Annotated in this window: 13 protein-coding genes and 1 pseudogene; 8 read left to right on the top strand and 6 right to left on the bottom strand. The window is 49.7% G+C overall.

The annotated features are described in order from the left end of the window. Positions 1-8: 8 nt before the first annotated feature. Positions 9-1,022, bottom strand: coding sequence for a succinate dehydrogenase/fumarate reductase iron-sulfur subunit (locus NDI52_RS01410; RefSeq protein ID WP_190774037.1), 1,014 nt, complete (start codon positions 1,020-1,022; stop codon positions 9-11). A gap of 180 nt (positions 1,023-1,202) precedes the next feature. Then, on the bottom strand, positions 1,203-1,361 hold the full coding sequence (locus tag NDI52_RS01405; RefSeq protein WP_190774036.1) for a hypothetical protein: 159 nt from the start codon (positions 1,359-1,361) through the stop codon (positions 1,203-1,205). A gap of 1,127 nt (positions 1,362-2,488) precedes the next feature. On the opposite strand from NDI52_RS01405, the gene NDI52_RS01400 reads away from it, so the two are divergent. Then, positions 2,489-2,920: an AbrB family transcriptional regulator gene (locus NDI52_RS01400; protein ID WP_190774035.1), complete on the top strand. Its 432-nt coding sequence runs from the start codon at positions 2,489-2,491 to the stop codon at positions 2,918-2,920. Positions 2,921-3,515: 595 nt separating this feature from the next. Here NDI52_RS01400 and cbiE read toward each other — a convergent pair. Beyond that, the gene (cbiE, locus tag NDI52_RS01395) at positions 3,516-4,829 is read right to left on the bottom strand and encodes a precorrin-6y C5,15-methyltransferase (decarboxylating) subunit CbiE (RefSeq protein ID WP_347280092.1); all 1,314 of its coding nucleotides are present in this window, start codon (positions 4,827-4,829) and stop codon (positions 3,516-3,518) included. Beyond that, positions 4,826-5,470 (bottom strand): precorrin-8X methylmutase, encoded by a 645-nt coding sequence (locus NDI52_RS01390; RefSeq protein WP_190774034.1) that lies wholly within the window; start codon positions 5,468-5,470, stop codon positions 4,826-4,828. Before NDI52_RS01390 ends, cbiE begins: the two co-directional genes overlap by 4 nt. Before the next feature lie 363 nt (positions 5,471-5,833). Here NDI52_RS01390 and NDI52_RS01385 point away from each other — a divergent pair, with 363 nt between their 5' ends. The 4 genes from NDI52_RS01385 (at position 5,834) to folK (ending at position 9,089) form a co-directional block, all read left to right on the top strand. Next, complete coding sequence (locus tag NDI52_RS01385; RefSeq protein ID WP_190774033.1) at positions 5,834-6,244, top strand: Npun_F0494 family protein; 411 nt, start codon at positions 5,834-5,836, stop codon at positions 6,242-6,244. Positions 6,245-6,323: 79 nt separating this feature from the next. After that, positions 6,324-7,817, top strand: a complete 1,494-nt coding sequence (gene cobQ / locus NDI52_RS01380) for a cobyric acid synthase CobQ (RefSeq protein ID WP_190774032.1) — start codon at positions 6,324-6,326, stop codon at positions 7,815-7,817. 396 nt (positions 7,818-8,213) lie between these two features. Next, entirely contained in the window at positions 8,214-8,453 is a 240-nt protein-coding gene (locus tag NDI52_RS01375; protein ID WP_190774109.1) for a 2Fe-2S iron-sulfur cluster-binding protein, read from the top strand. 96 nt (positions 8,454-8,549) lie between these two features. After that, the gene (folK, locus tag NDI52_RS01370; RefSeq protein WP_190774031.1) at positions 8,550-9,089 is read left to right on the top strand and encodes a 2-amino-4-hydroxy-6-hydroxymethyldihydropteridine diphosphokinase; all 540 of its coding nucleotides are present in this window, start codon (positions 8,550-8,552) and stop codon (positions 9,087-9,089) included. Positions 9,090-9,264: 175 nt separating this feature from the next. Here the strand turns inward: folK and NDI52_RS01365 are convergent, their stop codons facing one another. Continuing rightward, positions 9,265-9,561, bottom strand: coding sequence for a hypothetical protein (locus tag NDI52_RS01365; RefSeq protein ID WP_190774030.1), 297 nt, complete (start codon positions 9,559-9,561; stop codon positions 9,265-9,267). Between the two features lie 18 nt (positions 9,562-9,579). Then, positions 9,580-10,551 (bottom strand): DnaJ C-terminal domain-containing protein, encoded by a 972-nt coding sequence (locus tag NDI52_RS01360; protein ID WP_190774029.1) that lies wholly within the window; start codon positions 10,549-10,551, stop codon positions 9,580-9,582. A 774-nt stretch (positions 10,552-11,325) separates the two neighbouring features. Here NDI52_RS01360 and gpmI point away from each other — a divergent pair. The 3 genes and pseudogenes from gpmI (at position 11,326) to NDI52_RS01345 (ending at position 15,156) form a co-directional block, all read left to right on the top strand. Beyond that, a complete protein-coding gene (gene gpmI, locus NDI52_RS01355; RefSeq protein WP_190774028.1) occupies positions 11,326-12,924 on the top strand; it encodes a 2,3-bisphosphoglycerate-independent phosphoglycerate mutase in 1,599 nt (532 codons plus the stop codon). 110 nt (positions 12,925-13,034) lie between these two features. Beyond that, a pseudogene (gene secG, locus NDI52_RS01350) lies at positions 13,035-13,259 on the top strand (preprotein translocase subunit SecG); the annotation flags it as partial. Positions 13,260-14,112: 853 nt separating this feature from the next. Next, on the top strand, positions 14,113-15,156 hold the full coding sequence (locus tag NDI52_RS01345) for a D-Ala-D-Ala carboxypeptidase family metallohydrolase (protein ID WP_190774026.1): 1,044 nt from the start codon (positions 14,113-14,115) through the stop codon (positions 15,154-15,156). Positions 15,157-15,385: the final 229 nt, after the last annotated feature.

Below are 15,385 nucleotides of genomic sequence, written 5' to 3'. Positions count from 1 at the left end.
AATTCGCGTTATTGCGTATCTAATTTTATCGCTTTCACGGATTCGATGAGCGATCGCACTTCCGCCGCCCCCTCCGACGGCTCGAAGGTGAGGGGGAACTTGCCATGCACCAGCATCCGCACACCTAAAGGCCCCAGGCTAGCAAGACCCCGCAAATCCCGGAAGTTGTTGCCTACAACCCGTAGACCAAACTTGCGTTCGTCCACCCAACCGCCTTCCTTCACCAATTCCACCAGGGTCTTGCGGTGACGGATAGAACGGCTAGCCGTGGCTTCCTTGCGATCGAGGATTTCTTGCTTAATTTTGCTAATCTGATCCATCGGCGCAACATCCATAGGGCACACGGAGTTGCAGTAGTAGCAACGGGTACATCCCCAAGCACCAGCCGTACCTTCGTTATATTTTTCCAGGCGGTCTTCGGTGCGAGCATCCCGTGAATCAGCCACCATGCGGTAGGCTTTCGCTAGAGCATGGGGACCGACAAAATCAGGATTCGTTTCGCGGGCATTACATTCTGAGTAGCAGGCTCCACACAGGATGCAGTTGCCCATCTGATTGAGGCGATCGCGCTCCTCAGGGGTCTGCAAAAACTCCCGCTCGGGCACTTGGCGTGACTGAGTGCTGACGTAGGGATCCACAGCTTCCAGGTTGTCCCAGAAGCTTTTCATGTTGACAACGAGATCTTTGACTACGGGCATGTTGCCCATAGGGGCAATAGTGATAGTGGGAATGTCTGAAAGGGTGCCATCAGGAGTAGTCGCGGCGATCGCCTCCAAGCGAGCTACCTCGTCCGCTACCTTTTCTTTACACGCTAAAGTGGAGCGGCCATTGATTCGCATAGAACAGCTACCGCAAATGGTGTTTCGACAGTTCTTACGAAAGGCTAGAGTGCCATCCTGTTCCCACTTGATGCGATTGAGACAATCCAGAATGGTATTACCGGGGTCAGCATCCAAGAGATACTCTTGTATATGAGGAGCTGAACCAGCGGTTTGCCGAACAATCTTAAATTGAAGTTGCATCAGATTGGTCTTTCTAGGAGATATAAAAGCCAGAAAACCCTATATCTCATTATTACAGGCGATCCCAAACGCATGTGCTGAAAAAGATAAGGTTTTTAAACCATTTTGCGAATTTCATTTCATACGTAGCAGGAGATTTATTGTTGCTAAGGAACTCAACTTGCAACGCTTTTTAAGCGCTTAAAATCTGGTTGTTTTTGTGAGAGCCGCGCGGAGCGTGGCTCTCACAAAAACAATCGTGGCTGATTCAAGCGCAAAGCGCTGTAATGAAAGATAAAACTGAAAATGCTGTGCCGTCCGTTTCATGAGCAGCACAGCATTTTCAGTTTTATCTTTCATTATGCCCACCTCCTGATAAACACAGCATACACAACATTAACCTTGTGCATAACGCCATTTATGATAGCCAGTGAATCATTGCAATCAGGGACAATACAGCTCATTGCACAGCAACATCCCTAATTACAATGATTTACCTGAATAAAGTACGAGGTATAAAAATAAACAACTCGGGTCTCGGTCTCGGTCTATGAAGAGAAACTTACAATAGAACCCTCCTTTGTAACGAACCATTTTTGCCATTCTACTTCTGTAATGATGTCTACCTTCGACAGGTCCAGGGAGGAGGTTAGGCCTATGCAAGCTCTCTATATTTGGTGCATTTTTGTTGTGTATGGTGTGCTTCGTACACCATACACAACAAAAATGCGTCAGCCCCAAAATCCATCCATCATTTGCTGCGCTTGTCCTATCAATTAGACCGTTCAATTGCATTGTGGCAGGAAGGAGGAGAGACCAGGTCCGAACTCTCCTCTCACAACGAAACTGAGCGTGGCCCTACTCACGTCTTACGCCCAAACCTTAGATCTTGATTTTGCCATTCAAAGTAACAGCAGAATCAAGATTCTGGGTTTTAGTTTTGAATAAGTGCACAATATAAGCGCATCACTGGGAAGAACTATCCCGTAGTTTTGCCCGGTGAAATATAACAGGTGTGTTTGTTAGGCGTCCGTGAGGGAGTTGAGAGGAACCACTCTCAACTCTCCTATATACAAAAGAAACGGTGAGTTTCTTGAGAGTATATAGATTGACGAGTATGGAAGCATAAGCTCTTCCTGGAGGGCTATATTTTTCCCAAAATCCAAAAACGGTTTTACAATTTCTACCCATCGATTGAAAGAATAGATTTCAGACCCAATTGGGAGTAGCGATTAACCGATAAGTAGTACAGACAAAAATAAACAAAGAACTCGAAATCCCTATACTGCCCCCATACTAGATAGTGTGAAGATTCTGGATTCTTCACCAACGCAGAGGAGCTTACCTCGAATATTTACGCTCAACTTTGCGATTTTTTTTTCTGATTTCAGTTCTATAATTAGGAGCTATATTTCAAGGTATGGATGTCATCAGGTTGATCACCAACACTCAGAAATCCATTTGCAAGCAGGGGAATTTTTAGGGCAATGACGGATACTGCAAGCGCACCACTGACAGGGAAAGCATTATTGCAAAAAGTCAAGGAGCTTTCCGACCTAACTCCACGGGAAAAAGCCCGTCGTTGTGGCTATGAAACCGTTGGGAAAAATGGTCAGTCCCGGGTAAATCTGTCGGCTTTTTACGAAGCACTGTTGGCAGCTCGGGGTATTTCTCTTGGTAAAGAAGGTGACAAAGATGGCCGTGGCCGTGAACCGACCTATCGGGTGAGTGTCCATAAGAATGGCCAAATTGTAATCGGTTCTACTTACACCGAAAAGATGGGCTTGCAACCGGGAGACGAATTTGAGATTAAGCTCGGTTACAAGCATATTCATCTAATTCAAATTGATCGCGACCGGAACGGTAGTATTGATTTCATTGATGAGGATGAAGACGAAGATGAGGATGATGAGGAGTAAGCCTTTGAACCTTTTGTGGTTGCGACTCAGAGCGCTGAGCCTTCAAAGTCCTTTTATTTCTTCTATAGCTAGCTAACAAGTGCGACGGGCTTTGTGAGACTGTGTTTAGGTCATCGTCCAGCCTATCCCATAGGTAAAAATCATTTGAAGAATTGACTTTTCGTGCTCTTACGAAAAGTCAATTCTTCGCAAACTATTTCAAACAGCACTAAGAGCAGTTTGATTTTTCCAAAAAGGGATGTTTGAAGAAACATCCCTTTCGGCAAATCACTGGACTGAAACGCCGAATCTTACACGCGCAGTATTTTCATGAAGACCAGGGAAAAGGGTGAGCGCAAAATGCTCACCCTTTTCCCTGGTCTTTGCTTGTTAATACAAAAGCGTAGCGTAATGCACTTTATCCCTTGGGCTTTGTATTAACGAGTCTGGTGATACAGCATTTTGCGATTGGGCGAGGTACGAGGGATAGTGTGACCCTATCCATCTCTCGTACCTCACCCAATCGCTGAGCTCCTTAGAATCACAAATAAAACAACCTGTAATTCTTTGTATAAAAGGGGGTAAAACCGTCCTCTTTTATACAAAGAATTACAGGTTATTCAATGCATGATTCTGCGCGGGAGATGCGTTCTAAACGCACCAACGTGACTGGATTTAGGGGTTGCAACCGAGTGAGAGAGCCAACAGGAACCGAGCGAGCCAGTTGAGTTTGAAGGGTATGAGCATGCCATTGGTCGGCATGGTTAGAAGCTTTTAACCAGTGAATTAAAGTACTGAAGTGTTCCAACGTGGCGAATGCTGCCACAATGACCCCATCAGGTTTCAGTACAGGGGCGATCGCCTCCAAAATCTCCTCCAATTGCCCTCCGCTTCCCCCTAAATAAACCCGATCAGGGGCGGGGAGAGTATCCAGGCCTTCGGGAGCTTTGAACTGGCAAGGTATGACCGAAGGCGTCTGGAATCGCTGCACATTGTCTTGAATCAAGCTAATTCCCACAGCCGTCTGCTCAATAGCAAAGACTTGGGACGTCGGACAGAGACGAGCAATCTCTACAGAGACGGAACCCGTTCCAGCTCCCACATCCCACACGACCTGCCCTGGACGCAGGGCCAATTCCCCCAGAGCCAGCACTCGTATTTCCCGTTTAGTTAAGAGACCAGGGCGATCGCTAAAGCTTGCAAAGGCCGAATCAGGAACTCCTAACATCGGCAACTCAGATATATTTTGAAACCCAGTCTGGTGAGCCTGGCGCAGCAATACCAGGACATTGAGGGTCGTAAAGCGATGGTTGACCAGATCCTCGGGGGCAAACTCTCGGATCTGCTCCTGAACACTGCCCAAATTTTCGCAAACCCAGACCCGGTAGGTGACGGGCAGTTCTAACTCTTGTAGGAGAGTGGCGATCGCTCCTGGCGTATGGACCTCATCTGTCAATACGGCAATTTTTTCGACGCCCTGTTGAAGAGCCCGAATTAGGGTATCGGGGGATCGCCCGTGGACGCTCACCAAACAAGCATCCTGCCAGGGTACTTTAATGCGATTAAAGGCCAGTTGAATTGAGCAGAGGTGGGGGTGAAACGTCAATTGCTCTGCAGAAAACTGTTGCAGCAGTAAGCGCCCTAACCCAAAAAAGAGAGGATCACCAGACACCAAAATGACGACCGGAGTTTTGGCTTCAGCCGAGCTGAGATAAGAGCGAATTTTATCAAAGGTAGATTGAAAGTCTCCCAACCGCAGCTGCGGGGCCGGGTGATCGGGAAAATAACTGAGATGGCGATCGCTTCCGACCAGCAAGGCAGCTTGCTGAACCATCTGTTGAGTGGTTTGAGACAGGCCTACAGGCCCATCCATGCCGACCCCAACGACCTGAATAGGTGTGGGGTTCTCCTTTAAATATGGGGGGATCACAGGAAATTCTCTCCTTCGGGGCTCTCCCAGGCCAAGAGCAACAATGCATTTAAAATAGCTGCTGCCACGGCTGAACCGCCTTTGCGCCCCTCCACCCGAATTTGTGGGACGGGAGTTTCGGATAGAGCCGCCTTCGATTCCAACACTGAGACAAAACCAACGGGGGCTCCAATGATCAGGGCAGGAGCCGGGTTTCCTGCATTTTTAGCTTGCCGAGAATGGTTGCAAAGGGTCAGTAGAGCAGTGGGGGCATTGCCAATGGCATAAATTCCATGGGGTACTTTCTGCCAGCACTGATCCATTCCGGCTTCGGTGCGGGTTTTGTGAGAGGGTACCTCGCGAGGGGCTTGCTCAATAGCAACCCAGATGGGATTTTGAAAGGTTTGGGCTACCTTAGTCGCAATGCCCTGGCGCACCATGCTGACGTCGGTGATAATGGGTGTTCCCTGGCGGATCGCGGCGATCGCCCCCTCAATCGCTCCGGGACTGACCTTTAGTAATTGCAGAAAGTCAAAATCTGCAGTGCTATGAATAACGCGTCGTGCGATCGCATAAGCTTCAGGGGACAAATTGTGGGTACCAACCTCGCGATCAATCATCGCAAAGCTTTGCAGCACAATAGGGTGATCCAGCGAGGACATAATCAAGACTATATCGTGAGTGCAGATTGGGTCAGCCTGGCATTTTTAGAGCGTGCAACGGTAAAGTTAATGCTCTTGCCTCAAAAGTAGCTCCATTTCGTATGGAATTATTGTGAGCTTTGCGGTTGACATGGGTAATCTAAAGCCAATAGCAGCAGGTTAGCGTTGGCTTTCCTGCTTGACGGGCCTAGCATCTGTTTACGCACCTTCGTTTGAATTTTGACAAATTCTGCATCAGGATGAACCCGTACGATTTGTGAAGAATTGAGAAACAATCCACTACCATAGACCGTAGAGGAAAACACCGTCATCCTTATATTTGTATTGGTTCTTACGGGATTGTTCTCTTTATTCGGAATCATTATGTCCGCTGCTCAGTCCTCACACTCATCGATTACCTATCTGCCTCGAACCCTTCAACGGGCCGAGCAGGCTGTTCGTTGTGCTCCATTTCGCCCGCTGTTGTATGAGGCGATGGGGCAGGAAGGGGTTTCTTTGAAAGCGATCGCTGGTTCAGCCGGAGTAAACCATCAATTTACCCGTCGCGCTATCTCCGAGTTAGCCGTCGAGAATGATTTGCTCTGGCTGATTCAAGTCGGGGTTTTGCGGCGGGAAGTAGACGGGCAGGGGCTAACAGATAGCTTTCGCCTAACCCCTTTGGGGCGCGCATTGTTGCGTCAGTGGGAAAGGGATGGGTTTCCACGCCCGCCGTCCTGGTTGATGCGGCTGCGGAATTTCATCCTGCGTTGGGTGCCAATACCTGGAATACAATGAAGCAGCGCCAGCCAAAGAGTTCTTGCTTTGTGATTCCATCTACCGTGGCTGATTATTCTTGGGTTTCTGGAGGTTTTGGATGAAAGCCATCATGGTCGTTGGGACGACATCCCATGCCGGGAAGTCCATGGTAACAACGGCTCTATGCCGCATTTTGAGCCGGCAGGGCTGGCAAGTGGCCCCCTTTAAGGGGCAAAACATGGCCCTGAATGCCTACGTGACCAACAATGGTGGCGAAATTGGTCATGCTCAAGCGGTGCAAGCTTGGGCGGCAGGGATCACGCCCCGGGTTGAGATGAACCCAATTCTGTTAAAGCCTCAAGGCGATATGACGTCCCAGGTGATTCTCAAGGGCAAACCTGTGGGCCGCATTGGAGCCGCTGAGTACTACGAGCAGCTTTTTGAACCGGGATGGCAAGCCATTGAAGAATCGCTCAAACGACTAAGCGAAGAGTTTGACCTGCTGGTCTGTGAGGGGGCCGGTAGCCCAGTAGAGGTCAACATCAAGCACCGCGACCTGACTAATATGCGGATCGCTCGTTACTTGAATGCACCCACCATCCTGGTAGTGGATATTGACCGGGGGGGAGCTTTCGCCCAAATAGTAGGCACCCTGGAACTGCTGGAGCCCGAGGAGCGGGCACTGGTGAAGGGGATTGTGATCAATAAATTTAGGGGGCAGCGATCGCTCCTCCAACCCGGTATCGAATGGCTGGAGAACCGCACAGGTATTCCTGTCATCGGTGTCATTCCGTGGATGGATACCGTGTTTCCAGCAGAAGATTCCCTATCCCTGCTCGATCGCCCATCGTCTAAGAGCACTGGAGAAATCAACATTGCCGTTGTCCGCCTCCCTCGAATTTCCAACTTCACAGATTTTGACCCCCTGGATTCCGAACCTAGCGTCAATGTGCGCTATGTCGGCTTAAAAGAATCTCTGGGTTATCCCGATGCGGTCATCTTACCGGGATCGAAGACCACGATTGCCGACCTGTTAGCCCTCCAGAAAACCGGCATGGCCGAAGAAATTCAAAGCTATGCGGCCTCAGGTGGGACCGTCATGGGTATCTGTGGTGGCTTCCAGATGATGGGCAAAGTGCTGGCCGATCCCGAAGGGGTTGAAGGCCATGAGGGTCGTTACAAGGGGTTGGATTTATTCCCCCTAAAGACCGTGATTACAGGGCAAAAGGTTTCCCGACAACGGCAGGTTACCTCCAACTATCCTCAAACCGGGCTTCCTGTAGCAGGCTACGAAATTCATCAGGGCCGCAGCCACCTGGCAGAAGAGGAAGGAGCAGAAGGAACGCAATACTTCCCTCTATTTGATGACAAACCTCTAGGCACCGTCGATTCCACCCAATCTCTTTGGGGCACTTACCTGCATGGCATTTTTGACAACGGGGCTTGGCGTCGGGCCTGGCTGAATCGACTTCGTCAGCAGCGTGGCTTAAAGTCCCTGCCCACGGGGATCTCCAACTACCGTGAACAGCGAGAAATGATGCTCGATTCTTTGGCAGATGTGGTCGAAGCCTACATTAATCCTGCAGTGATTACAAGTTGGCTCAACTCCTAATCACTGCGACGTAAAGCCCCGTTGTGAGCGAGTCGTGCTAAGCGCCACTGCCTCACAACGGGGCTTTACAACCTCTAGAAACAAAATAAGCGCACTTGAACGTGCGCTTAATATCCCTAACCCTTTCGGTGCAACGTACCCGTTTATCCTTGAGTCATACAAACACGCTGAATTCAAAAAATTATTTGGACATTAAAGCACTATCTTTTGCCCAGGTATTGAATTTAGTGTGTTTTGCTGTATCTCGCTTTGCATCGTAGCATTGAGTAGAGAGGTAGATTCCCCCTATTGGCACGGGTGAAAGTAGCCTATTGGGGGGTTGTTGACTGGCTTTGGGCCGCTCAGCAAACGGCAATTCCGTTATTTCTTGATTTAGGAATTTTTCAGATTTTCGTTATGAGTGTTCATATTCGTTTTCTTCCCGATAATGTGGTTGTCGAGGCTGAAGTAGGCGAACCCCTTCTACAGGTGGCCAGTCGTGCCGGGATCTCCATCCCAACGGGTTGCCTGATGGGTTCTTGCCATGCCTGCGAGGTAGAACTGCCCGATGGCCAGATCATCTGCTCGTGCATCAGTGCAGTACCTCCCAGCGAAAGTGAATTAGCCATCAATTTGTTTGTAGATCCGACCTGGTAACATAGAATGCAGTCGAAGAACCGTGATGAGGAGTGCAGCGCGACGTGATGCACTCCTCATCACGGTTCTTTAAGTGGAATAGATACAGGAAACCTTATGCTAGAGCTTGACCCCCCGTCGGTGGGGCGATCGCCCGTTTCCCTTCACCGGGCTGCGATCGCCCTCGGCAGTAATTTGGGTGATTCCCACACTATCCTGCAAAGCGCGATCGCTGTTCTTGATGAGATCCCCGGTATCCAGGTCAATCAAATATCTAGTTTCTATCGCACCGCCCCCCTGGGGCCGCCACAACCCGATTACCTCAATGCCTGTGTGCTCGTCTCCACGTATCTTTCCCCGGAAGCTCTACTGGAAACCCTGCTAGAAATCGAAGCACAATTTGGCCGAGTACGTCATGAGCGTTGGGGTCCCCGGTTGCTCGACCTGGATTTGTTGCTCTACGACGGTTCGGTTGTAGATAGCCCTGACCTGCAAATTCCCCACCCTCGAATGCACGAGCGGGCTTTTGTTCTCGTACCGCTAGCAGAAATTGCCTCGGATTGGATCGTGCCCGTATGGGAAAGAACCGTTAACGAGTTGCTACAAGCTGTAGACCCTGGTGGAGTTCGGCTACTCGAACCCATTGCTGAGCATTAATTTATCCGTTTTTGATAGTACAGATCAAAACCTCTAAAACTCAGAGTTCTTTGTTGTGGGGGCGACACCCTCACAACAAAGAACTCTGAGTTTTAGAGGTAGTTTTATTGTTTGTTCCGTACTGAGGTACAAGACTTACACAAGCCTGCTGTACCTTGCACACCCCACAAAATTATTACCCATGTTTCAATAGGACAGGTTTAGCAACTAACTCAACGTCAGTTCGGGATAAGCCGAACCGCCCATTATTGCGTGCGCGACGCGCACGCAATAATGGGTTTTTTCGAGTGCCGCGCGAAGCGCGGCACTCGAAAAAACCCTTAACCCGAACTGAGGTTAACTCACGGTCATGCTGTTGGCTGAATAGCGAAACCTGCTGTGGCGATTGATAGCGATCGCCACAGCGGGTTTGCGTGGAAGTTCCTGAATAGGTCGTTAAGGTAACGTCAAAACTCGCCTCTACAGAAATCACCCAAAATCCGTATAGGAATTAAAGCTTGACTTGCCGTAGGTCCTGGCGGGGATCAGTGGTGCGGTTAGCGCGAATCTTTTCGTAAAGCTCCCGTTCCGTAGCGCTGATATCTTTGGGAGGGATAATGACGACCTTGGCGAGTAGGTCGCTGCGATCGCCCTTCGGGGTCACCCAGCCCTTCCCACGCAGCCGCAGAGACTGACCTGAACGAACTCCCGATGGCACATTCACGGTGACCATACCATCGGGAGTCGGAACTTCGATAGCAGCCCCAAGCACGGCTTCATCCGGGGCGATCGGCACATCACACGTCAGGTTATCCCCATCAAACTTAAAAAAGGCGTGGGGTCGAATTTCGATTTTTAGATACAGGTCACCCCGTGACCCGCCGTAGGGGCTGGGTTGCCCTTTGCCACGAATACGAATTTTGCTCCCCGGTTTTGCCCCAGCAGGAATTCGTACATCGATCACCTCATTGCCAACACTCAGGCGTTTCTGGACGCCATGAAAGGCTTCTGAAAGGGATAAGGCAAAATTGGATTCCAGGTCAGCTCCACTCGTACTGGTGCGGCCACCGAAGGCATCATCTACCCCAAATCCACCAGGGCCTGGACCATAACTACGCCCTCCCCCTGGTGTTGTAGAAAAGCGCCCCAGCAGTTCATTAATAAAGTCGTCGAAGTTGCGGTATTGACCAAAATCAAACCCACCAAAATCTGGTTGCCCGGCTCCACCGCCACCCGGCCAACTGCCAGCCTGCTTCCAATATTGGCCGAACTGGTCGTACTTCTGGCGTTTTTCAGTGTCAGATAGTACCTCGTAGGCTTCGCTGACCTCCTTGAACCGGGCCTCGGCGGTTTTATTCCCAGGATTCATATCGGGGTGATACTGACGGGCCAGCTTTCGATAAGCCCGCTTGATTTCATCGGCGCTGGCACCTTTACTCACGCCTAAAATCCCGTAATAATCCCTAAAATCCGTTGCGGCCATCGAGTTCATCTCCTCCTGCACAGTCGCTCAGGCTGCCTGGGCCGCAGCCTGTAAAGCCCGTTATCTCTTAAGTCTAGTGCATGCCCTTTCATTCAACCCTACCAAAGGTGAATGACCTACGAAGTACGGTTACAAGACTCAAAAGGGAGAGATTTCCCTACCTGAGCGATCTACAGTCACTTTCGCTAGGGCAAAGAGAGGGGAAGCAATTGTTAGGGCCTACCCTCCTCTGCTGCAATATTTATACATTTCACAGTATGCAGAGTATTACCAGGATGTATTTATACAGAAAAACTAAAACCTGGTGTCAAAATCCTTTTCGTGAGTTACTTGTGGTCCGTCAATGTTTAAGTGTGGGGTAATCCCGCACTTAAACATTAAATTTAAGAAGTTTTTAAGGGGCTATAAACCCCTCAAAAACTTCTTGACATGCTAGTCCACAAAAAGGATTTTGATGCGCTAGCATGGCGTTTTCATGGGTCCTTTTAGCTTGTGACACCACTGAATCATCTGGCGTTTTCTTGAAAGGCTTAATTTTGCATGCATATAGCATGACCAAAATCAAGCCTTTCAAAATAGGACATGCTGATATATCTACAGCAACTCAAGCTATCGGTCTCCTTTTCCCAAAACAAGATTTGGCAAGATTTACCCGAAATTCTTAAATCTTTCGGAAAAGGCGGTTGTCATAGGCATGACGACCCAGGCGGAAGTGCGAAAGTGGATGATATGATTGCTGAGAAAATTCTTACCGATAAACCAAGGGCTATCTAGATGGCACAGATGCCTGTCTCTCCAGTTGTTCTGATAATTCTAGACGGGTGGGGATACCGCGAAGAAACGGACGGCAATGCGATCGCCGCCGCTAACACGCCAGTAATGAATAGCCTGTGGGAAGCCTATCCCAGTACGCTGATTCATACCTCCGGGAAGAATGTTGGGCTACCCGATGGGCAAATGGGCAATTCTGAGGTGGGCCACCTAAATATTGGTGCAGGCCGTATTGTGCCCCAGGAGTTGGTGCGGATCTCCGATGCTGTTGAAGATGGCTCAATTTTGGGCAATTCAGCCTTATTAAAGGTGTGCCAGGAAGTCCGGCAAAGTGGCGGAAAGCTCCACTTCGTTGGCCTTTGCTCCGATGGGGGGGTACACTCCCACCTGAGCCACTTGGCAGGTTTGCTCAAACTGGCGAAAGAACAGCAGATTAACGATGTGTGCCTCCACGTCATCACGGATGGGCGCGATACGAAGCCCACAGATGGCTTGGCGGCGGTACAGCAGATTGAGGACATGATTGTCAAAATCGGCATTGGTCGCATTGTGACAATCAGCGGTCGTTATTACACCATGGATCGCGATCGCCGCTGGGATCGTACAGAGAAAGCCTACAAAGTGATCACCCAGGACGGTGACGGCGATGGTCGTTCTGCCCTGGAAATTCTTAAGGCCTCCTATGAGGCAGAGATTACTGACGAGTTTGTTGAACCCACTCGGGTTGCTCCGGGTGCTGTTAGCGCTGGTGATGGTGTTATTTTCTTCAATTTCCGTCCCGACCGCGCTCGCCAACTGACCCAAGTGTTCGTCGATCGCAATTTCAACGGCTTTGAGCGAGAATTCATCACGCCCCTTGCCTTTGCGACCTTTACTCAATACGATCCCGAATTTCCGGTGCTGGTAGCCTTCGAGCCCCAAGATCTCACCAACATTTTGGGTGAAATTGTTTCTCAACAGGGGCTGCGGCAACTGCGTCTGGCAGAAACCGAGAAGTATGCTCACGTCACCTACTTCTTCAATGGCGGTATTGAAGAGCCTTTTGCAGGAGAAGATCGAGAACTGGTTCCCAGCCCTATGGTGGCGACTTACGATCGCACCCCACCGATGTCAGCCGATAAGGTAACGGAAGTGGCGATCGCCGCTGTCGAAAAGGGCATCTATTCCCTGATCGTGATCAACTACGCTAACCCGGATATGGTTGGCCATACGGGCAAAATTGAGGCCACGGTAAAGGCTATTGAAACCGTCGATCGCTGCGTTGGTCGTCTCCTCGAAAGTATCGTTAAGGCCGGAGGCACCACCCTGATCACCGCTGATCACGGCAATGCTGAAATGATGTGGGATGACCAAGGCAACCCTTGGACAGCCCACACCACCAATCCCGTGCCATTCATTCTGGTAGAAGGAGAAAAGCGTAAGATCCCCGGCCATGGGGCCGAGGTTCGTTTACGGGCAGGCGGTACCCTAGCCGATATCGCACCAACTATTTTGCAAATTCTGCAAATTTCCCAACCCACTGAAATGACGGGTACCTCCCTGATCGATACCGCTGAAATCGAAACCCGAGCAAACCGCACGCCGGTACGAGTTTCCCTATAAAGTTGTTTTTGTGCGCAATGCGCACAAAAACAACCCTCTTGGGACAAAGCCTTTTAGTACAATAATTAAGGGACGTTCGCCGCTCCCATGACATCTCCGCTGGTTTATCTATGACACTCGAAACGATCGCTCATATTCTCTGGGGTCTTACCGCCTTTGGTCTGATCGTCCTGGTATTGCTACACAGCCCCAAGGGTGATGGTCTAGGCGGATTGGGCGGCCAAGCTCAACTGTTTACTAGCACGAAGAGTGCTGAGTTAACCCTGAACCGTATGACCTGGACTCTGACAGCTCTGTTTTTGGCCCTAACCGTGGTGCTGAGTGCCCAGTGGTTGTCCCCGGTAGAAGCGGCACCCGGCGCTCCGGCAACTTCCGCGCCTCTAACAGCTCCGGCTCCTGATGCTCCGGCAAATCCTGCTCAGTAGAGTTTTGACAGTGCTATGAGAAGAGCGTGGGGACATATCCCCACGCTCTCTTTTTTTGGCTTTGCTAACAAGCGGTTACGATTGCTAGTACGCTGAGGCGGAAATCCATCACCTATGTTTTTGTGTAGGGTGCTTCGCACCCTACACAAAAACATAGGTTGCGAACTTAGGCCGCAGCCTACTAGTGCCGCGTTAGTTAGGACATCCAGAGCGGGCTCCCACTCGCTCCGAATGTCCTAACTAACGCGACAAAAGCTATACAGGGCTCTGTCACACGCCGATCCCGCATACATCACCAGACTTAGGAACGGTTACAGATTTGTAAGATTATTATTTTTCACTGGATTCTTTCTTTTGGCAGAGGTACGCTGAACGATATTCATTCTTAGCCAAAAGTTTCATGCTCTGGCGTTTGTTAAACCTGGGTTCAAATCAGGGTCTTTTCGAGGGCCATGTATCGTATGACGGTCTCCAATTTGGCGAGGTACGAGAGAGCGACTGGGATAAAATCCCACATCCTTCTCGTAGCTCATCAGATTGGAAAGGGGTATAGGTAGCCCTCGAAAAAACCATTTTTGAGTACAACTCAAACTTACATAAAGGTCTTTTCAAACTGACATTACCTAAAAGGTTTTTAGCAAGCCGGAGTGTTGCAAATCTAAACGTCAAGGTCGGCACATGAACTTCCTTTGCTTCAGGGAATTCTAAGTTCGACTCTTGATTCAATAAACAACTATCTCGTTCAATCACGGAGCATCTCTCCATGGCACACATCCTGAAGATTACCGACCAGCGCGCTGTTCTCAAGCGCCGTCCTGTCTATGTTGGTGAACTTCCCGAGGCGGATAAATTCCCGATTAACCAACTTACCCAATACGAAATTCAATCGTATGCTTATGCCGACTCCTTCGGTGATTTCGACGAACACATCAAATTCACACTCAAAGACGGAAACCTTAAAGGGTTTAACACCTGGTTTATTTTCAACCGATTTGCCGAGGTTGAATTTGATGGGCAAGTCGTTTATCCCATGGAAGAACAAACGGCTGCGCAGATATTGGAAATCACTCAGGATACGATACTGAAGCGCCGGCCCGTAGCATCTTCTGAACTCGCTGAAGAGGAAATGTATAAAGCTACGAAAGGAATGACCTTTGAGCTACATTCTTATGCCTATGCAGATGCAAAGGGTGAGTTCAATAACCATATTCGGTTTGCCATTAATAACCAGGAGCAGTACATCCGAGGTTTAAGTACCTGGTATGCCTATGAACAGCATGCCCAAGTCAAATTTGATGACACTGTTGTGTACCCCGTTCCCAATGCACCGGCCGATTCTCCAGCGCCAGCCAAGACCACAACGTCATCTTCAACACAATACAAGGGCAAAGCTATTTCAGTTCCTGGTAAAGGAACGGTCTATACGGATCAACCCATTATTTCCGGTGGCAGTTTCACGTGGGGTGATGCAACCCACGGTGGGGTTCGCGTTCCCCAAAGCGCTCAACACGCTAACAATATGGTCGCACTGGCGACTCAACTTCAGAAGGCACGCAACCAAATTGGTAAACCGTTCCGAGTAACTTCCTGGTATCGTCCCAACCCCTGGAATGCAAGAGCTGGGGGCGCAAAACGCAGCCAGCACCTGGAAGGAAAGGGCGTTGATATTGTTGTACAGGGTTTTATGGGAGCTGACCTAGCGAGACAGTTTGTCTCATGGTGGCCCGGTGGTTTGGGCATCTACCCAGGCAACCGTCGCCACATTCTGCACCTGGACGTCGGCCCCAAACGGAAGTGGGGCTTCTAAGTCGCAACGTTAGCAAGTCATCTGTGAGAAAAAGCTCGGCACTTTGTGCCGAGCTTTTTCTCACAGCCTTAGTTCGGAGAGTTTTTCTAAAGCCCTTGATTTGGTGTGCGCGAAGCGCACACCAAATCAAGGGCTTTAGAAAAACTCTCCAGAGTATTGTCATAGATGACTTGCATTTATTCCCCAGCCCACGATCTATAGCCTTTCCGCTATAGTCGGAATATTGTTT

Origin of the sequence: Leptolyngbya sp. PL-A3 (genome assembly GCF_039962325.1) — a bacterium.
Taxonomy (GTDB): Bacteria; Cyanobacteriota; Cyanobacteriia; order Elainellales; family Elainellaceae; genus Vacuolonema.
This window is presented reverse-complemented; position numbering and strand designations above follow the sequence as displayed.

Coding starts and splice junctions, on each gene's coding strand:
- NDI52_RS01405 (WP_190774036.1), bottom strand. CDS start 1,361: ATGAAAGATAAAACTGAAAATGCTGTGCTGCTCATGAAACGGACGGCA.
- NDI52_RS01345 (WP_190774026.1), top strand. CDS start 14,113: ATGGCACACATCCTGAAGATTACCGACCAGCGCGCTGTTCTCAAGCGC.
- NDI52_RS01375 (WP_190774109.1), top strand. CDS start 8,214: ATGAGTGTTCATATTCGTTTTCTTCCCGATAATGTGGTTGTCGAGGCT.
- gpmI (WP_190774028.1), top strand. CDS start 11,326: ATGGCACAGATGCCTGTCTCTCCAGTTGTTCTGATAATTCTAGACGGG.
- cobQ (WP_190774032.1), top strand. CDS start 6,324: ATGAAAGCCATCATGGTCGTTGGGACGACATCCCATGCCGGGAAGTCC.
- NDI52_RS01385 (WP_190774033.1), top strand. CDS start 5,834: ATGTCCGCTGCTCAGTCCTCACACTCATCGATTACCTATCTGCCTCGA.
- NDI52_RS01360 (WP_190774029.1), bottom strand. CDS start 10,551: ATGGCCGCAACGGATTTTAGGGATTATTACGGGATTTTAGGCGTGAGT.
- folK (WP_190774031.1), top strand. CDS start 8,550: ATGCTAGAGCTTGACCCCCCGTCGGTGGGGCGATCGCCCGTTTCCCTT.
- NDI52_RS01390 (WP_190774034.1), bottom strand. CDS start 5,470: ATGTCCTCGCTGGATCACCCTATTGTGCTGCAAAGCTTTGCGATGATT.
- NDI52_RS01410 (WP_190774037.1), bottom strand. CDS start 1,022: ATGCAACTTCAATTTAAGATTGTTCGGCAAACCGCTGGTTCAGCTCCT.
- NDI52_RS01400 (WP_190774035.1), top strand. CDS start 2,489: ATGACGGATACTGCAAGCGCACCACTGACAGGGAAAGCATTATTGCAA.